The organism is Bradyrhizobium sp. CCBAU 11357 (assembly GCF_028128865.1).
GTDB lineage: Bacteria > Pseudomonadota > Alphaproteobacteria > Rhizobiales > Xanthobacteraceae > Bradyrhizobium.
In genome coordinates this window covers 219,607-237,847 of the sequence record NZ_LBJW01000104.1, presented here as the reverse complement: position 1 = coordinate 237,847, position 18,241 = coordinate 219,607, and the positions used below count along the sequence as shown (strand labels likewise).

The following is an 18,241-nucleotide window of genomic DNA, read 5'->3' as shown; positions in this document are numbered from 1 at the left end:
CCTGCGGCGTCTTCGCCGCGACATCACCATTCCGCCGGCGATAGATCCACACGGCCACGCCCAGCACGATCGCGACGGCTACCACCGTCAAGATCCAAACGTGCTTGCCGACATGTCCGTGATGATGCAGCCCGGCATATTCGTGCAGCGCCGACACTGCCAACACGCCCGGCAGCACATGGGCGGGCGCCCAGGCCAGGATCGCCGGGATGTTCACGGCATAGAATTTCGCGGGCGCCATGCCAAGCGCGCCGGCCGTAACCGGGACAAACGCGCGGATCGGCGGCACGAAGCGGGCGAAGAACACGGCCCAGGTGCCGAAGCGGTGGAAGAAATTCTCGCTCTCGGCGACCAGGCGCGGATAATTGGTCAGCGGCCAGGTGTTGAGGATTTCCCGCTGCCGCCTATGCCCGATCCAATAGGCCGAGCCGTCACCGAGCACGGCGCCGGCTGCGGCCGCGAGTAGCACCCACGGCAGCTGCAATTCGCCGCCCGGGACCAGGGCGCTCAGCGCCAGGATGATGGTCGAGCCGGGGATCACCGATCCAACCACCGGAACGGCTTCGAGCAGCGCCGCCAGGAACAGGGTCAGGTAGGCCAGCCACGGATGGGCGGAGACGAAGGCGATGAGGGGATCGAGAAAGGACGTCACGTCGTCTCTTGAAGGGCTGGAGCATGGGAGCTTCGGACCCTACATAAGTAACCGCATACGGCCAAAGTAACCATTCGCACGGAACGGCGCGACCCGCCCGAATTTGGGCGTGATTCGCAAGGCAGCCCTCCAAAAACCGCGCTCCTTGCCTATCTAAATGAAAAGACAACGGAACTTTGATTGGTGGGCGGGCTTCTGCCGGCTCGTTGTCTCTGATAGGTTGATTTTCAGCACCCAGCCGCAGCCAACGTGCGAATAACCGGTTTCGGGACCGCCCGGGACCTCGGAGGATTGATGACGACCGCCGCCCTGTCCAAAGTTGAGGAAGTTTCCGGTCAGCCCGACATGAAGGTGTCGGTGCGCCAGGTGTTCGGGATCGACAGCGATCTCGAAGTGCCGGCCTATTCCGAAGTCGATCCTCACGTGCCCGAAGTCGATTCCGATTATCGCTTCGACCGCGCCACCACGCTCGCCATTCTCGCCGGCTTCGCCCGCAACCGCCGCGTGATGGTGACCGGCTATCACGGCACCGGCAAATCCACCCATATCGAGCAGGTCGCGGCACGCCTGAACTGGCCCTGCGTGCGCGTCAACCTCGACAGCCACATCAGCCGTATCGACCTCGTCGGCAAGGACTCCATCGTGGTCCGCGACGGCAAGCAGGTCACCGAATTCCGCGACGGCATTTTGCCCTGGGCGCTGCAGAACAACGTCGCGCTGGTGTTCGACGAATACGACGCCGGCCGCCCGGACGTGATGTTCGTGATCCAGCGCGTGCTGGAAGTCTCGGGTCGCCTGACGCTGCTCGACCAGAACAAGGTGATCAAGCCGCATCCGGCCTTCCGGCTTTTTGCCACGGCGAATACGGTTGGCCTCGGCGACACCTCGGGCCTCTATCACGGCACCCAGCAGATCAACCAGGGCCAGATGGACCGCTGGTCGATCGTCACCACGCTGAACTATCTCAGCCACGACGAGGAAGTCGAGATCGTGCTGGCCAAGGCCAAGCATTATCGCACCCAGGAAGGCCGCGACATCGTCAACAAGATGGTGCGCCTTGCCGATCTCACCCGTAACGCCTTCGCCAATGGCGATCTGTCGACGGTGATGAGCCCGCGCACGGTGATCACTTGGGCGGAAAATTCCGACATCTTCGGCGATATCGGCTTCGCCTTCCGCGTCACCTTCCTCAACAAGTGCGACGAGCTCGAGCGTCCCCTGGTCGCCGAGTTCTATCAGCGCTGCTTCAATGCGGAGCTGCCGGAATCGGCGGTCAACGTGGCGCTCAGCTGACCCGATGCAAACCATCACCGTCGAGCGCACCATTGGTACCACCAAGAAGGCTGTGCTCGCCGGTCTCGGCGCTTACAACGACGAGAAGTTTGGGAAGCAGAAGGTCAAGAGCATCGCGGTTTCGCTGAAGGACGGCCGCAAGATCGTCGGCGGCATCGTCGGGCACCTCTGGTCCACGGTTCTGTTCATCCAGTACTTCTGGATCGACCAGAAGCAGCGCGGCAAGGGTCACGGCACGAAGCTGATCGCGGCGATCGAGGACGAGGCAAGACGGCTCGGCGCGATCCGGGCCCATGTCGATACGATGAGTTTCCAGGCGCCGGGCTTCTATCGTTCTTGCGGGTATCAGGAATTCGGCACCATCGACGGCTATCCCGGCGGCGTGACGCGCCATTCGTTTACGAAGTCGCTATGAGCACATCATCATCCAACTCCAAATTCCGCAGCAACAAGGAAGCGCCGACCGAGCCGTTCAAGCGCTCGGTCGCCTCCTGTCTCAAGGCGATCGCGAAATCGCCCGAGCTCGATGTCTCCTTCGCCGCCGAGCGGCCGGGCCTGGCGCCCGGCAAAGCGCGGCTGCCGGAGCCGGCGCGCAAGATGACCAAGCGTGACGCCGCCATCGTGCGCGGCCACGCCGATTCCATCGCGCTCAAGATCGCCTGTCACGATCCCAAGGTTCATCGCAAGCTGATGCCCGGCAATCCGCAGGCGCGCGGCGTGTTCGAGGCGGTGGAGCAGGCCCGCGTCGAGGCGATCGGCGCGCGCCGCATGGCGGGCGTTGCCAAGAACCTCACCGCGATGCTCGACGACCATTTCCACCGCGGCAAGTTCGACGAGATCACCGACCGCGCCGACGCGCCGCTGGCGGACGCGCTGGCGATGCTGGTGCGCGAGCGCCTCACCGGCATGGCGCCGCCGACGGCCGCCAAGAAGATGGTCGATCTCTGGCGCCCCATTCTCGAAGACAAGATCGGCAGGCGGCTCGACCGGCTCGATGGCGTGCTCGAGGATCAGACCAAGTTCGGCGATGCCGTGCATGATCTCTTGTCGGCACTCGAGCTCGGGGACGAGCGCAACGCCGACAGCGAGGACAACGACGAGAACGAGGAGAACCAGGACGGTGACAATGACCAGTCCGGCGCCGAGGGCTCGCCCGATTCCGATGCCGCGCAGGAGATGAGCGCCGACCAGGCGCAGGCAACATCCGAGGAGATGAGCGAGAGCGCGATGGAAAGCGCGCAGGCCTCGACCTCCGACACCTTCGATGACGGCGAGCTCGGCGACGACGAGACGCCGGGCGAGGCGACGCGCCCGAACCAGCACGGCAGGAACGAGCCGCGCGGGCCGGAATATCACGCCTTCGCGCCGAAATTCGACGAGGTCATCGCCGCCGAGGATCTCTGCGACCATGACGAGCTGGAGCGGCTGCGCGCCTATCTCGACAAGCAGCTCGCACATCTGCAAGGCATCGTCGCCCGTCTCGCCAACCGGCTGCAGCGCCGCCTGATGGCGCAGCAGAACCGCGCCTGGGAGTTCGACCTCGAAGAGGGCATCCTCGACCCTGCGCGCCTCTCGCGCGTCGTCACCGATCCCTATCATCCGCTGTCCTTCATGCACGAGAAGGAGGCGACCTTCCGCGACACCGTGGTGACGCTGCTGCTCGACAATTCCGGCTCGATGCGCGGCCGCCCGATCACGGTCGCCGCGACCTGCGCCGACATCCTCGCGCGCACGCTGGAGCGTTGCGGCGTCAAGGTCGAGATTTTGGGCTTCACCACGCGGGCCTGGAAGGGCGGGCAATCGCGCGAGGCGTGGCTTGCCGCCGGCAAGCCGGCCAATCCCGGCCGCCTCAACGATCTCCGTCACATCATCTACAAGTCGGCCGATGCTCCCTGGCGTCGTGCGCGCAAAAACCTTGGCTTGATGATGCGCGAGGGGCTGCTGAAGGAGAACATCGACGGCGAGGCGCTGGACTGGGCGCACAAGCGCCTGCTCGGCCGGCCCGAGCAGCGCAAGATCCTGATGATGATCTCGGACGGCGCGCCGGTCGACGATTCCACGCTGTCGGTCAATCCCGGCAACTACCTCGAGCGGCATCTGCGCCACATCATCGAGGAGATCGAGACCCGCTCGCCGGTCGAGCTGATCGCGATCGGCATCGGCCATGACGTGACGCGCTATTATCGCCGCGCCGTGACGATCGTGGACGCCGAGGAGCTCGGCGGCGCGATCACCGAAAAGCTCGCCGAGCTCTTCAGCGAGACCAACACGGCGCCAACGCAAGCGGCCGGTCGCCCGCGACGCAAATTGCATTCGTGAGCACGATTTCATCCCGCCGCAGCTTTCTCAGGCACGCCGCGGCGGGATTCTCCACCTTCGCAGTCTCCAGGTTCGCGCAGGCGCAAGCCGCGACCGAGCCGCCACCGCGCCCGCTTCAGGTCGAGCACGCCGTCGCGGCGCCCGTCAGCGTCGAGGTCAACGCGCGCAGCATTCCCAATTTCGAGCCGCGCGACCGCACGCGCACGCGCTTCGGCTCGCTGGACTATCGCAGCGGCCTGGCGCTGACCTCGCCCTATCGCGGCTTCGGCGGCCTGTCAGGCCTCCGCTTCCTCGACGGCAAGGGCGAGCGTTTCCTCGCGATCTCCGACCAGGGCGGCTGGTTCACCGGCAGCATCCGCTATTCCGGCCGCGACATGGTCGGCCTTGCCGACGTCGAGGCCGCGCCGCTGCTCGGCGCCGAAGGGCGGCCGATCACTGAAAAGCACCTCTGGTGGGATTCGGAATCGATCGCGCGCGACGGCAGTCTCGTCTATGTCGGGCTCGAGCGCGTCAACCAGATCCTGCGCTACGATTTTGCCAAGGGCGGCACCCGCGCCCGTGGGGAGGTGATTGCCGTCCCACCCGCCTTGCGCAAGCTGCCCTCCAACAAGGGGCTGGAGGCGATGGTCGTCGTGCCCAAAGGGCAGCCGCTCGCCGGCACGCTGATCGCCTTCTCCGAGCGCGGGCTCGATGCCGACGGCAACCTCATCGCCTTCCTGATCGGCGGTCCCACGCCCGGCCAGTTCAGCGTGCGGCGCACCGAGAAATACGACATCAGCGATGCCGTGCTGCTGCCCTCCGGCGAACTGCTCATCCTCGAACGCAAATTCTCCTGGTTCACCGGCGTCAACATCCGCATCCGCGCTATCCCGCTGAAAGCAATCGCGCCCGGTGCGCTGGTCGATGGCCCCGCGCTGTTCGCCGCCGATCTCGGCCACGAGATCGACAACATGGAAGGCATCGACGCCCACGTCACGGCCGAGGGGGAGACGGTGCTGACCCTGATCTCCGACGACAATTTCTCGATGCTGCAGCGAACCCTGCTGCTGCAATTCACGCTGGCGGAGTAGCCACAGCCGTCGTCCCGGGGCGCGACGGAGTCGCGAGCCCGGGACCCATACCGGATCCTGTGGTTATGGATCCCGGGCTCACGCTGCGCGTGCCCCGGGATGACAACCGAATTTGTACGACGCGCGCAATGCATGGCCCCACGGCCCGCCATTCCCCCGCGTGCCTAGCAATCCGCGCGTCCCTCACTACACTCTTCTCGCATTGCCCCTCCATCCTCCGGAACTCCCCGCATGAGCGCCCTGTTTTCCCCGATCGAGCTGCGCGGCCTGACCTTGAAGAACCGCCTCATGGTGTCGCCGATGTGCCAATATTCGGCCGAGGACGGCGTCGCCACGGATTGGCACTTCACCCACATCAACAATCTCAGCCTGTCGGGCGCGGCGATGTTCTGCATCGAGGCGACGCATGTCGAGGCGATCGGCCGCATCACGCCGGGCTGCCTCGGGCTCTACAGCGATGCCTGCGAGGCCGCGCTGCATCAGATCCTCAATTCGGTGCGCAAGCATTCCTCAACCGCGATCGCGATGCAGCTCGCCCATGCCGGCCGCAAGGCTTCGAGCGCGCGCCCCTGGGACGGCGGCCAATTGATTCCGGAAGGGCAGGGCGGCTGGCAGACGGTGGCGCCGTCGGCGGTGCCGCACAAGGAGGGCGAGGCCGCCCCGCTGGCACTGGATGCGGTGGGCCTGAAGCGCATCCGCGAGGCCTTCGTCGATTCGACCAAGCGCGCCGCGCGGCTCGGCATCGACGCTATCGAGGTCCATGGCGCGCATGGCTATCTGATTCATCAATTCCTTTCGCCGATCTCCAACAAGCGCACCGATGAATATGGCGGCAGCCTCGAGAACCGCATGCGCTTTCCGCTGGAGTTGTTCGACGCGGTGCGTGCGGCGTTCCCCGCTGACAAGCCGGTCGGCATACGGGTGTCCTCCACCGACTGGGTCGAGGGCGGCTGGGATCTGGCGCAAACCATCGAATTCGCGAACGCGCTGAAGGCGCGCGGCGTCGACTGGATCGATGCGTCCTCCGGCGGCGTCTCGCCGCTGCAGAAAATCCCGCTCGGTCCCGGTTATCAGGTGCAGTTTGCAGAGGCGATCAAGCGCGAGACCGGCCTGCCCACCATCGCCGTCGGCCTCATCACCGAGCCGAAGCACGCGGAGGAGATCGTCGCATCGGGCAAGGCCGACATGGTCGCGATTGCGCGCGGCCTGCTCTACGATCCGCGCTGGGGCTGGCACGCCGCCGCCGAGCTCGGCGGGGTGGTCGAAGCGCCGCCGCAATACTGGCGCTCGCAGCCCTCGACGCAGAAGGCGCTGTTCGGCAAGACCACGTTCGGGGCGCGGTGAGGGCGATTGTGGTGCGATGACGGCGCTATAAGCTCCGCTGTCGTCCCGGATGATCTGCGCTTCGCTCCGCGCGCTTGTCCGGGACGATTGCTGAGTGTGTTGCGCTCGCTCTCACCCCCGTCACGCATCCGTAAAACTCCTCGCCTTCCACCCACCGCAAAACTGGCCTAACCTCTCAGCACTCAACGCCTCGCGGAGGCTGGCCATGCATTTTCGTGTTCGTAAAACCGCCCATGTGTTCGAGCGCGTCGGTCTTGCCATGGCGGGAGCCGCGTGCGGATTGTTCGTCGGCGCCTATGTCGGCTCGGCGATCCCCACTCTCACCACGCAGGGCTTCCTGCTGCTGATGATGCTGCTCGGCGGCATCGGCTTCTATCTCGGCATCGATACGCCGCAGATGCCTTTCGACGATGCGCACAGCCAGATCGACGCCGCCGAGCTCATGAGCGCCGCCGGCACGCTGTGCGCCACGCTCACCGCCTTTGCCTCGGTCGCCGTAATCGTGCTCCGGCTCGATCCGCACATGGCCTGGACCTGGCTCGTCCTCGTGGGCTGGATCGCCGGCGTCGCCATGCAGATCGTCGCCGGCGCCAAGGCCAGGCTGCGGAAGTAGCTCTCTCTCTCTCTCTCTCTCTCAGGAGGCGCGCGCCTCCAGCGGGCATCTCGAAGGACGGCCGCGGGGAAAAGCTGGCAAGTCCGAGAGCCCGGTCCTGCACGGCAGGGTCTGGCCAGCCTCAACGGCCTTTCACGGCGTCGTCTCTCTCCCTGTCAACCCGTTATCCGGTCAGGGCATCGTTCGAAGCATTGCAAGCGCATCGGTCTTGAAGAGTTCATCTTTGCTGCCCATCTTGTGACGCCCGCAGGTAGAGGCGTACCCTGCATTTCCTGCGGCTTGGATGCGAGGACCTGGGGATGAGCGGACCGGACGGAAGCAGGCAGTTGATCAAAAAGCACGATTTCGTTCAGGTCAGCGCAGTCGCCGGGCTTCTCGCCGCGGCATTCGCCCTGTCCGGCTGCGACAAGCCGGCATCGCAGGCTGCGGCCCCGCCACCGCCGCCGGTGACGGTCGCCCAGCCGGTCAAGCGCACGGTCACCGATTGGGACGAGTTCACCGGCCGCTTCGAGGCGGTGGAGGAGGTCCAGGTGCGGCCGCGGGTCGGCGGCTTCGTCAACTCGGTCGAATTCCAGGACGGCGCCATCGTGCGCCAGGGTGACCTGCTCTACGTGATCGATCCGCGCCCGTTCGAGGCGGTGGCGACTCAGGCGGAGGGCCAGCTGTCCGACGCACGGGCAAGAGTCGAGCTTGCCAAGCGCGAGCTCGATCGTGGTCTGAATTTGGTGCAGACCAGCGCAGTCTCCGAGCAGGTCGTCGACCAGCGCCGCCAGGCCCTGCAGGCCGCGCACGCCGCCGAGATGCAGGCCGAAGGCGCGCTCAAGGCTGCCAAGCTCAACATCGAGTTCACGCATGTGGCCGCGCCGCTGACCGGCCGCGTCAGCCGCCATCTCGTCAGCCCCGGCAATCTCGTGCAGGGCAGCGACACCGGCACCTCGACGCTGCTCACGTCGATCGTCGCACTCGATCCGATCTACATCTATTTCGACATGGATGAGGCAACGTTCATCAAATACAGCAAGCTGTGGTTCGAGGGACGGCGGCCAAGCTCGCGCGATACGGCGAACCCGGTGCAAGTGACTCTCGCCGGCGAGACCAAGCCGTCGCACGAGGGCACCGTCAATTTCCTCGACAATCGGCTGGACGTCTCGACCGGCACGCTGCGCAGCCGCGCGGTGGTCAAGAACACCGATCTGTCGATCCTGCCCGGGCAGTTCGGCCGCGTCCGCCTGATCGGCAGCGCGCCCTACGAGGCGCTGCTGATTCCGGACGTTGCGATTGCGACCGACCAGTCCCGCAAGATCGTCTTCGTTGTCAAGCCTGACGACACGGTCGAGGCACGCCCCGTGGTGCTCGGACCGCTCGACGACGGCCTGCGTGTGATCCGTGACGGGCTGAAGGCCGACGACCGCGTCATCGTCAACGGCATCCAGCGCGCCCGCGTCGGCGCAAAGGTCGCTCCCCAGACCGCGCAAGCCCCAGCCGGTGGCAAGCCATGAATCTCGGCCGTCTCTCCATCAACCAGCCCATCCTCGCGATGGTGCTGTCGATCGTGCTCCTGATCGTCGGCGCGCTCGCCTACACGACGCTGCCGGTCTCCGAATATCCGCAAGTGGTGCCGCCGACCGTCGTCGTCACCACGCAATATCCCGGCGCCTCCGCGCAGACCGTGTCCGACACGGTCGCAGCTCCCATCGAGCAGGAGATCAACGGCGTCGAGGACATGCTGTACCTCTACAGCCAGGCCACCTCGAACGGCCAGCTCACCATCACCGTCACCTTCAAGCTCGGCACCGATCTCGACAAGGCGCAGGTGCTGGTGCAGAACCGCGTCGCCATCGCGCAGCCGCGGCTGCCTGAAGAAGTGCAGCGCAACGGCGTCACCACACGCAAGAACTCGCCCGATATTCTGATGGTCGTGTTCATGCTGTCGCCTGACGACACGTTCGACCAGCTCTACATCTCGAACTACGCCCTGCTGCAGGTCCGCGACCAGCTCTTGCGCATCGACGGCGTCGGCGACATCCAGATTTTCGGCGCGCGCGACTATTCGATGCGGTTGTGGCTCGACCCTGACCGGATCGCCAATCTCGGACTGACGTCGGCCGAGGTGCTGGCGGCGATCCGCGCCCAGAACGTGCAGATCGCCGGTGGCCAGATTGCCGAGCCGCCGATCGTCGACCGCGCCTTCCAGCCCAACCTCACCTTCACCGGGCGGTTGAAGGACCAGAAGCAGTTCGAGGACATCCTGATCAAGGCAGGCGCCGACGGCAGGGTCGTTCGCTTGCGCGACGTCGCCCGCATCGAGCTCGGGGCGCTGGCCTATTCCACCAACAGCTTCCTGCTGCGCAAGTCGGCGGTCGCCATGCTGGTGACGCAGCGGCCGGGCTCGAACGCGCTCGCGACCGCGAAGAACATCTCCGACACCATGACGAGGCTCAAGGAGAGCTTTCCCAAGGGCCTCGACTACAATATCGGCTACAATCCGACCGAGTTCATCGCCCAGTCGGTCCACGAGCTGATCAAGACCATCTACGAAGCCATGCTGCTCGTGGTCGTCGTCGTGCTGGTATTCCTGCAGGGCTGGCGGCCCGCGATCATTCCGATCATCGCGATCCCGGTGTCGCTGGTCGGCACCTTCGCGGTGATGGCGGCGCTCGGCTTCTCCATCAACAATCTCACCCTGTTCGGGCTCGTCCTCGCCGTCGGCATCGTGGTCGATGACGCCATCGTCGTGGTCGAGAATGTCGAGCGCCATCTCGAGCACGGCCTCAGCCGTCGCGATGCGGCACTGAAGACGATGGAGGAGGTCGGCGGCGCACTGGTCTCGATCGCGCTGGTGCTATGCGCGGTGTTCGTGCCGACCGCTTTCCTCGGCGGCATTTCCGGGCAATTCTTCCAGCAGTTCGCCGTCACCATCGCGGTCGCGACCGCGATCTCCTGCTTCTGCTCGCTGACGCTCTCGCCCGCGCTGGCCTCGCAGATCCTCACGCCGCATGAGGAGAAGCGGCCGCCGGCCAGCTGGAATGTCATTGCGCGCGGCTGGAATGCCTTCACAGGCGTGTTCAACCGTCTGTTCGACCGGCTCTCGCATGGCTATGCCGGCCTCGCCAATTTCGTGATCCGGCATTCGGTGGTGATGCTGCTGTTCTACGTCGTGCTGATCGGCAGCGCCGGCTGGCTGATCGCGACCACGCCGCAGGGCTTCATCCCGGCGCAGGATCGCGGCTACGTCATCATATCGGTGCAATTGCCGGGCGCGGCGTCGCTGGCGCGCACCACCGAGGTCGTGCGTGAGATCGAGCGGATCTCGCTGGATACGCCGGGCATCGTTCGCGTCGCTGCCTTTGCCGGTTTCTCCGGCGCCACCCGCACGCAGGCCGGCAATGCGGCGGCGCTATTCCCCGTGTTCGACGAGCCGGAGGTGCGGCTGAAGAAGGGCCTGTCGGCCACCGCCATTACGGCCGAGCTGCGCAAGCGGCTGTCCGCGATCCAGGGTGCCTTCATCATCGTGATTCCGCCGCCGGCCGTGCCCGGCATCGGCACCGGCGGCGGCTTTGCCATCCGCATCCAGGATCGCCAGGGCCGCGGGCCTGAAATGCTCGCTGCGGCCACCGACGAGCTCGTCGCCGCCGCGCGCAAATCGCCCTTGCTGCTCGGCCCCGCAGTGTTCTCGCCGTTCACGGCCAACACGCCCCAGCTTTTCGTCGATATCGACCGCACCAAGGCGCAGAAGCTGGGCGTGCCGATCTCCAACATCAACGAGACGATCCAGACCTATTTCGGATCGACCTATGTCAACGACTTCAACCTGTTCGGCCGCACCTATCACGTCACCGCGCAGGCCGACTTCCCGTACCGAAAAGAGCCGAGCGATCTTGCGCGCCTGCGCACGCGCAATGCCTCCGGCGACATGGTGATGCTCGGCAGCGTGGTCGAGTTCAAGGACGTCTCGGGACCCGACCGCGTCGCGCGCTACAATCTCTACGCGGCCTCCGAGCTCCAGGGCGAGCCGGCGCCGGGCACCAGCTCGACCACCGCGCTCAACGCCATCAAGCAGCTCGCGAACGACACCTTGCCGAGCGGCTTCACCTTCGAATGGACCGACCTGTCCTATCAGCAGATTACCGGCGGCAATGCCGGTCTCTACGTGTTCCCGATTTGCGTGCTGTTCGTCTATCTCGTGCTCGCCGCGCAATATGGCAGCTGGACGCTGCCGTTCGCGGTGATCCTGATCGTGCCGATGTGCCTGCTCGCCGCCACCATCGGGGTGCGCATCATGGGCCAGGACGTCAACATCCTCACCCAGATCGGTTTCGTCGTGCTGGTGGGACTGGCGGCGAAGAACGCGATCCTGATCGTCGAGTTCGCGCGCGACATCGAGAACGAAGGCAAGCCGCGGCTCGAGGCTGTCATCGATGCCTGCCGCCTGCGCCTGCGGCCGATCCTGATGACCTCCTTCGCCTTCATTCTCGGCGTGCTGCCGCTGGTGATCTCGACCGGCTCCGGCTCGGAGATGCGCCAGGCCGTCGGCGTCGCCGTGTTCTTCGGCATGATCGGCGTCACCCTGTTCGGTCTTCTGTTCACGCCGATCTTCTATGTCGTGGTGCGGAACCTGGCGGAGGGGCGGCGCGACAAGAAGCCGGGGGCGGTGGCCTGACGTCTGCCGTTGGCCAATGGTGTGTTCTCGATCACAGTGTCGTCCCGGACAAGCGCAAGCGCAGATCCGGGACGACAGCTGTTTTGCCCCTCCATACTAACGACCAATATGAAATGGATGGGCGCACGCGGGGTTCTTCACTACTATCCGCGCGATTTCACAGAAGAATGCTGGGAGATAAACATATGAAATCAGCACTTTGGGCCGCAGCGGCCTCGGCCCTCTTGATTGCGGTTCCCGCCTCCGCGCAAGGCGTCAAGATCGGCATCCTCAACGACCAGTCCGGCGTCTATGCCGATTACGGCGGCAAATGGTCGGTCGAAGCGGCCAAGATGGCGATCGAGGATTTCGGCGGCGAGGTGCTCGGCCAGAAGATCGAGCTCGTCACTGCCGACCACCAGAACAAGCCGGATCTGGCCAGCTCGATCGCGCGGCGCTGGTACGACGTCGAGAATGTCGACATGATCACGGAGCTGACGACCTCCTCGGTCGCGCTCGCGATCCACGAGCTCTCCAAGGAAAAGAAGAAGATCGACATCGTCGTCGGCGCGGCAACCTCGCGCCTCACCGGTGACGCCTGCCAGCCCTACGGTTTCCACTGGGCCTACGACACCCGCGCGCTCGGCGTCGGCACCGGTGGTGCGCTGACCAAGGCCGGCGGCGACACCTGGTTCTTCCTCACCGCGGACTACGCCTTCGGCTACGCGCTGGAGAAGGACACCAGCGAGATCGTCACCGCCACTGGCGGCAAGGTGGTCGGCTCGGTGCGCGTGCCGCTCAACTCCTCGGACTTCTCCTCGTTTCTTCTGCAGGCGCAGAGCTCGAAGGCGAAGATCGTCGGCCTCGCCAATGCCGGCCTCGACACCACCAACTCGATCAAGCAGGCGTCCGAATTCGGCATCGTCGCCAGTGGCCAGAAGCTCGCCGGCCTCCTGATGACGCTCGCCGAAGTCAACGGCCTCGGCCTGCAGGCCGCGCAAGGTCTGGTGCTGACCGAGGGCTATTACTGGGATCTCAACGACAAGACGCGCCATCTCGGCGAGCGCTTCCTCAAGCGCACCGGCCGGATGCCGAGCATGATCCACGCCGGCACCTATTCGGCGACGCTGAGCTACCTGAAGGCGGTCAAGGCCGCTGGCACCAAGGATCCGGATGCCGTCGCCAAGAAGTTGAAGGAGCTGCCGGTCGACGACGACTTCGCGCAGGGCGGCAAGGTGCTCGAGAACGGCCGCATGGTCCACGACATGTATCTGTTCGAGGTCAAGAAGCCCTCGGAGTCGAAGAAGCCCTGGGACTATTACAAGCTGCTCGCCACCGTCCCCGGCGACAAGGCTTTCTTCACCGCCAAGGAGAGCGGCTGCCCGCTGACCAAGTGACGCTCTCGTGTCCCGGACGCGCTGCAGCGTGAAACGCTGCTGCGCAGAGCCGGGACCCACGCCTCTTCGGGCGTGCAGGCGTGACTGGGTCCCGGTTCAGCGGCGCAGCGTTGCACGCTGCACTGCGCCCGGGACACGACGCTCGCGTTACTGCCGTGCTTCACTTCACCAACCGCAACACCACCGCTCCCAGCGCTCCGACCCACAGCGCCATGGCGGCGAGCGCCTGGATCGCGAAGCCCGTGCCGCGCTTGGCCGCTGCTTGTGAATAGCCGACGAAATAGACGATACGGCCGATGATCCAGATCGCGCCGATCCCCGCCGCGATGGCGTCGCTGACATAGATCGCGAACAGCCAGAGCGCGGGCAGGACAATCGGCATCCATTCCAGCGTGTTCATCTGGATGCGGAAGGCCCGCTCGAAATCCGGATGGCCCGCCATCGCAGGCACTTTGACGCCGGTCTTGGTGCGCGAGCGCGAGACGTTGATGGCGGTGAAGAAATAAAATGCGATCGCCAGCAGCGTGACGAGCGCGGTGAGATGATACATCGCGAAACCCCTTGAAGAGCAGACGCGCTTCAATAGCCGGTCAGCTCGAGATAGCCAACGCCGTCATGCGTGCCGGCAAAGCTGATTGGCCCTTCCCAGTACGAGAAGCCGGTCCCCATCCAGGCTCTGGGATTGAGCGGCTTGCACAGGATCGTGAACGATCGCGAGGGAATCGCGATCTCCCATTGCACCGGCAGCTTGCGTCCCGCAACCTCAGCCGTCGCCTTCGGCATCATCTGGATGTCGTTCCCTGCAATCATCTGGGTCTCGCCGCTGGCGCTGATCCAATTGCCGAACGGATAATCCTTGCCGTCCTTCTGCCGCAGCCGGTACAGCATCAGCTTGTCGCCGGATGACAGATGCAGTGACAACCAGTCCCAGCCGGTCTGGTCGGCGTCGAGCGGCTGGCTGCTCCATTCCCGGTCCATCCAGGCCTGGCCCGAGACATCGACCGGCTTGTCGTCGATGCTGAGCGTGCCGCGGGCACGGTAGAACGGCTGGCTGTAGTAGTACGAAGCCTGCCCGCGCTCCGACTTGCGGCTGTAGCCGCCATCACCCTGCAATACGACGGGACGATCGGCCTCGAGCGTCAGTGCGTAGCTGAAATCGGTGCTGGACGCCTTCAGCCTCAGCGGCGCCAAGGTGCGATCGTCGGGGCGCTCGAGGCCCTTCATCTCCCAATCGTCGATCCAGGCCTCGAACGGCTTCGCCGTCACGCCGGCTTGCCCGACGCCACCCCGTGAAAACGTTTCGGAGAAGCGGTGGGTGTCGGCGCGCGTCACCGCCGCATGCGCCATCCACACCTGCTGATTGGCCCAGCCCTCGCCTTGCGGACCTGGCTGCGCCGCCTGGCGAAACAGCGTCCATTGCAGGCCGCAAGGAGCGCCGCTCGCGTCGACGAGGTTTGCCGTGAGATACCACCACTCGATACGAAACTCAGGATGCGGTCCGTGATCGGCGGGAAAGGTGAACGCCTTCCCGGGCGTCACCTTCGCGAAGCCATCGGCGGTCTCGCCGAGTCCGGCATAGCCCTGCGCGCCGGCGCGGCGTGCGAGGGCGAGGGCGGCAATGCCGCCGGCGAAGGCGCGCCGCGTGATTGCTTCAGCGCTCATTGGCGAACACCTTGATGAGGTTCGCCGGCTGCATCCGCGCCAGCCGCATCATCGGGAGCAGCGCCGCAAGCAGCGAGGCGAACAGCGCCACCGCGACCAGCTCCACCAATTGCAACGGAAACACGTGGAACGGCAGCCGCCAGCCGAAGGCTTTCACATTGACGATGGCGATGAGGCACCATGCGACCAGAAGGCCGAGCGGCACGGCCAGCAGTGCGGTCAACAGCGCCACCGAGAGCGTCTTGGTCAGCTCGATCGCGGCAAGGCGCGGCCGCGTCAGGCCGATCGCCCACAGCGGCGCAAGCTGCGGCAGTCGGGAGTTCGCCAGCGTCAGCAGGCTCGTGAGCAAGGCGATGCCGGCGACGCCGAGCGTGAAGGCGTTCAGCGCCGACGTCACCGCAAAGGTGCGGTTGAAGATGCGGATCGATTCCGCCTTCACCGTCGCCTGGTCGGCGACGCTGCGGTCGTCGAGCCCGAACTGCTTCTGCAAGGCCGCGATCAGGCCGGGGATATTCTCTCTCGCGACGATCAGGCCGATCCGGGTCTGCGGCGTCTGCGGAAACTGCCGGAGCAGTGCGGCGACGTTCACCGTGAGCTGCCCCTTGGGGTTGCCGTAATCGGCATAGATGCCGACGATGTCGAGCTCCCAGCTCCCGCCCGGCGCCGGCACCTCGACGACGTCGCCGATCTGCACGTTCAGCCGGCGGCTCAATTGCTCGCTGATGAAGGCGGCATTGCCCGGCACCAGCCGGGTCCAGGCGCGCGGTGCGGTCTCGAGCAGCGGCCAGCGCTCGCGATAGAGCGCGTGATCGGGCAGGCCGAGCAGCTCCACCGGCTGGCCCTGAACCTGCGCTTCGGCGCGTCCGCCCGAGAGGATCGCCTGAACATCGCTGCGATCTTTCAGCCAGTTGCGGATCGCGACGCCCTGCGCATTGTCGGACGCGCTGACGTAGACGTCGGCCGCGAGCCGCCCGTTGAGCCAGCCGATGAAGGTGCGGCTGAAGGTCTCGACCATGGTGGAGACCCCGACATTGACGGCAAGCGCGAGCAGCAGCGCCATCAGCGCCAGCGACAGGCCGGAGAGCTGCTGCCGGCTGTCCGCCCAGAACCACAGCGCGACCGGGCCGCGCGCGAGGCGCTGACCGACGAGCAGGATGATGTCGAGGAAGGCCGGCAGGATCAGTGCCGCACCGAACATCAGCGCGGCCAGCACGCCGAACCCTGCGATCAGCGATTGCCCGTAGTGGAGCAGCATCAGCGCGACCGCGAACACGGCGCAGGCCGCACAGCTCTGCAGGATCAGCCAGCGGCGTTGCCGCTGCTGCCAGGCGCCCGGCTGCGCCGTCGCCAGCACCGGCATCCTGATCGCCTTGATCAGGCTCGTCGCCGCCGCCACGAGCGCGCCCGCAACGCTGATGCCGATGCCGGCGAGCCACCATTCGCCTCGCAGGCTGAGCTGCCCCGGGATCTGCGCGCCATAGAGCCCGCGCAGCGAGGCCGCGACATCGGGCAGCAGGGCGGCTGCGATGAAATAGCCGCAAGCGAGCCCGATCAGCCCTGCGGCCAGCGCCAGTGCAACCAGCTCGATCACCAGCACCGTATTGACCAGTCGCGCCGAGGCGCCACAGGCGCGCAAGGTGCGCAGCATCGGCAGCCGCTGCTCGAAGGCAAGGCCCACGGCAGAATTGACGATGAACAGGCCGACGAAGAACGACAGCAGGCCGAAGGCGGTGAGGTTGAGATGAAAACTGTCGGTGAGACGCTCCAGCTCCGTCTCCGCATTCGGCTCTATCAACTGCAACTGCTCGCCGACGACGCTCGCGAGCGGTGCGGGCTTGCCCTTCGGCTTGCCGATCAGCAGCCGCGAGACCTGGTCGGGCTTGCTCAGCAGCCGTTGTGCCACGCCGATATCGACCACGAGCACACCGGGTGCGAGCTGCGGCTGCACGCGCAGCGGCGGCAGCTTTGCGCCGCTGCTGATCGTCGGATCCGCGCCTTCTGCTTGCTGCAAGTCCCGCAGCGTCTCCCGGGCCACCAATGTCTGGCCGGGCGGAGCAACGAAGCTGCTGAGATCCGCGGCACCCAGGCGCGGCGCATTGCCGACGTCGACCGGCAGCGTGACCGGCTCGATGCCGAGCAGCCGCACCGAACGCCCGTTGATCTGGACACGTCCCTCCAGCAACGGCGACACCGGCCAGCCGGCGCGGCGGAGCTTTACGAACAGCTCCTGCGGGAAAGTCGCCGCATTGGGAGCGACCAGCATCGCCGTGCGCACGCCGCCGAACGTCGCCGCGGCGCGGTCATAGGCATTGCGGGCCTGCTGATTGATGGCCTGCACCCCGCTCCACAGCGCGGTTGCAGCGATCAATCCGATGAGCAGCGTCGCGAATTGCATCTTGTGGCGCCGCCAATGGCTGAGCAGCACGGCGAGAACCCAGAGCGCGCGCCTCATGAAATGCGCCCCGCATGCAACGTGAGATGACGGTCGAGCGTGGCGGCGAGATGCAGGCTGTGCGTCACCATCAGGAAGCCGCAGCCGGTGCGCGCGACGAGATCGCGCGTCAGTGCCAGCACCTCCTCGGCGGTGGCTTCGTCGAGATTGCCGGTCGGCTCGTCCGCCAGCAGCAGCGAGGGCTTTGTCGCCAGCGCCCGGCCGATCGCGACCCGCTGCTGCTGGCCGCCGGATATTTGCTCTGGATAACGCTTGAGCAGGCTGCCGAGTCCGAGCCGCTCGACAAGCTCCTTGGTCCAGGCCGCATCATGCCGGCCGGCGATCCGAGCCTGGAAGGCGAGATTGTCCGCGACGGAGAGGCTCGGGATCAGGTTGAATTGCTGAAAAACCAGGCCAATGCGATCGCGCCGTAAGCCTGCCCGTCCCGCGTCCGGGAGCTTGGTGACCTCGATGTCGCCCAGCCGGATCGAGCCGCCATCGGCGGCGTCGAGGCCGGCGATCAGGTGCAGCAGCGTGCTCTTGCCGCTGCCGGACTCACCGGTCAGTGCGACGCGCTCGCCACCCCCGAGGTCAAGGTCGACGCCGCGCAGAACGTGGACGGGCTCGCCCGCCGAGGAGAAGGTCTTTGAGAGGTTTCGGATGCTCAGCACGGGCCTGCCACTTCTCTTCCACCTCTCCCATAGGGAGAGGTCGCGCCGTAGGCGCGGGTGAGGGGTTACGGTCTCTTGAGAGCCCGAGGCCCCTCACCCGATTTGCTACGCAAATCGACCTCTCCCCAACGGGGAGAGGTAAGAATGCTG

General features: G+C 65.8%; 14 protein-coding genes. 9 read left to right on the top strand and 5 right to left on the bottom strand.

Annotated elements, in window-relative coordinates:
• The coding region (locus XI05_RS22985; protein WP_271505896.1) for a DedA family protein at positions 1-652 on the bottom strand (652 nt) is incomplete at its 3' end.
• 294 nt (positions 653-946) lie between these two features.
• Here XI05_RS22985 and cobS point away from each other — a divergent pair.
• The 9 genes from cobS (at position 947) to XI05_RS22940 (ending at position 13,327) form a co-directional block, all read left to right on the top strand.
• The gene (cobS, locus tag XI05_RS22980) at positions 947-1,945 is read left to right on the top strand and encodes a cobaltochelatase subunit CobS (protein ID WP_172786549.1); all 999 of its coding nucleotides are present in this window, start codon (positions 947-949) and stop codon (positions 1,943-1,945) included.
• 4 nt (positions 1,946-1,949) lie between these two features.
• Positions 1,950-2,360, top strand: a complete 411-nt coding sequence (locus XI05_RS22975) for a GNAT family N-acetyltransferase (RefSeq protein ID WP_212258908.1) — start codon at positions 1,950-1,952, stop codon at positions 2,358-2,360.
• Complete coding sequence (cobT, locus tag XI05_RS22970) at positions 2,357-4,264, top strand: cobaltochelatase subunit CobT (protein WP_271505893.1); 1,908 nt, start codon at positions 2,357-2,359, stop codon at positions 4,262-4,264. Before XI05_RS22975 ends, cobT begins: the two co-directional genes overlap by 4 nt.
• A complete protein-coding gene (locus XI05_RS22965; protein WP_271505890.1) occupies positions 4,261-5,334 on the top strand; it encodes an esterase-like activity of phytase family protein in 1,074 nt (357 codons plus the stop codon). The genes cobT and XI05_RS22965 overlap by 4 nt, the downstream gene beginning before the upstream one ends.
• A 231-nt stretch (positions 5,335-5,565) precedes the next feature.
• Positions 5,566-6,678 carry an NADH:flavin oxidoreductase/NADH oxidase gene (locus XI05_RS22960; RefSeq protein ID WP_271505887.1) on the top strand — a complete coding sequence of 371 codons (1,113 nt, stop codon included), beginning with the start codon at positions 5,566-5,568 and terminating at the stop codon, positions 6,676-6,678.
• Between the two features lie 205 nt (positions 6,679-6,883).
• Positions 6,884-7,291 carry a hypothetical protein gene (locus XI05_RS22955; RefSeq protein WP_172786554.1) on the top strand — a complete coding sequence of 136 codons (408 nt, stop codon included), beginning with the start codon at positions 6,884-6,886 and terminating at the stop codon, positions 7,289-7,291.
• Between the two features lie 299 nt (positions 7,292-7,590).
• Positions 7,591-8,790, top strand: a complete 1,200-nt coding sequence (locus tag XI05_RS22950) for an efflux RND transporter periplasmic adaptor subunit (RefSeq protein ID WP_271505884.1) — start codon at positions 7,591-7,593, stop codon at positions 8,788-8,790.
• The gene (locus XI05_RS22945; RefSeq protein ID WP_271505881.1) at positions 8,787-11,951 is read left to right on the top strand and encodes an efflux RND transporter permease subunit; all 3,165 of its coding nucleotides are present in this window, start codon (positions 8,787-8,789) and stop codon (positions 11,949-11,951) included. The genes XI05_RS22950 and XI05_RS22945 overlap by 4 nt, the downstream gene beginning before the upstream one ends.
• 185 nt (positions 11,952-12,136) lie before the next feature.
• Positions 12,137-13,327, top strand: a complete 1,191-nt coding sequence (locus tag XI05_RS22940; RefSeq protein WP_271505878.1) for an ABC transporter substrate-binding protein — start codon at positions 12,137-12,139, stop codon at positions 13,325-13,327.
• A 160-nt stretch (positions 13,328-13,487) separates the two neighbouring features.
• Here the strand turns inward: XI05_RS22940 and XI05_RS22935 are convergent, their stop codons facing one another.
• From XI05_RS22935 to XI05_RS22920, 4 genes are read right to left on the bottom strand one after another with little or no spacing between them, the layout of a single operon-like run.
• Positions 13,488-13,877, bottom strand: a complete 390-nt coding sequence (locus XI05_RS22935; protein WP_271505875.1) for an MAPEG family protein — start codon at positions 13,875-13,877, stop codon at positions 13,488-13,490.
• A gap of 29 nt (positions 13,878-13,906) precedes the next feature.
• Positions 13,907-14,989 (bottom strand): lipocalin-like domain-containing protein, encoded by a 1,083-nt coding sequence (locus XI05_RS22930; RefSeq protein ID WP_271505872.1) that lies wholly within the window; start codon positions 14,987-14,989, stop codon positions 13,907-13,909.
• Positions 14,979-17,441 (bottom strand): ABC transporter permease, encoded by a 2,463-nt coding sequence (locus XI05_RS22925; RefSeq protein WP_271505869.1) that lies wholly within the window; start codon positions 17,439-17,441, stop codon positions 14,979-14,981. The genes XI05_RS22930 and XI05_RS22925 overlap by 11 nt, the downstream gene beginning before the upstream one ends.
• Positions 17,438-18,091, bottom strand: coding sequence for an ABC transporter ATP-binding protein (locus XI05_RS22920; RefSeq protein WP_271505866.1), 654 nt, complete (start codon positions 18,089-18,091; stop codon positions 17,438-17,440). Before XI05_RS22920 ends, XI05_RS22925 begins: the two co-directional genes overlap by 4 nt.
• Positions 18,092-18,241: the final 150 nt, after the last annotated feature.

Excerpts from the sequence above, each read along its gene's own strand:
- cobS (WP_172786549.1), top strand. The coding sequence starts at position 947 with ATGACGACCGCCGCCCTGTCCAAAGTTGAGGAAGTTTCCGGTCAGCCC.
- XI05_RS22975 (WP_212258908.1), top strand. The coding sequence starts at position 1,950 with ATGCAAACCATCACCGTCGAGCGCACCATTGGTACCACCAAGAAGGCT.
- cobT (WP_271505893.1), top strand. The coding sequence starts at position 2,357 with ATGAGCACATCATCATCCAACTCCAAATTCCGCAGCAACAAGGAAGCG.
- XI05_RS22960 (WP_271505887.1), top strand. The coding sequence starts at position 5,566 with ATGAGCGCCCTGTTTTCCCCGATCGAGCTGCGCGGCCTGACCTTGAAG.
- XI05_RS22955 (WP_172786554.1), top strand. The coding sequence starts at position 6,884 with ATGCATTTTCGTGTTCGTAAAACCGCCCATGTGTTCGAGCGCGTCGGT.
- XI05_RS22950 (WP_271505884.1), top strand. The coding sequence starts at position 7,591 with ATGAGCGGACCGGACGGAAGCAGGCAGTTGATCAAAAAGCACGATTTC.
- XI05_RS22945 (WP_271505881.1), top strand. The coding sequence starts at position 8,787 with ATGAATCTCGGCCGTCTCTCCATCAACCAGCCCATCCTCGCGATGGTG.
- XI05_RS22940 (WP_271505878.1), top strand. The coding sequence starts at position 12,137 with ATGAAATCAGCACTTTGGGCCGCAGCGGCCTCGGCCCTCTTGATTGCG.
- XI05_RS22935 (WP_271505875.1), bottom strand. The coding sequence starts at position 13,877 with ATGTATCATCTCACCGCGCTCGTCACGCTGCTGGCGATCGCATTTTAT.
- XI05_RS22930 (WP_271505872.1), bottom strand. The coding sequence starts at position 14,989 with ATGAGCGCTGAAGCAATCACGCGGCGCGCCTTCGCCGGCGGCATTGCC.
- XI05_RS22925 (WP_271505869.1), bottom strand. The coding sequence starts at position 17,441 with ATGAGGCGCGCGCTCTGGGTTCTCGCCGTGCTGCTCAGCCATTGGCGG.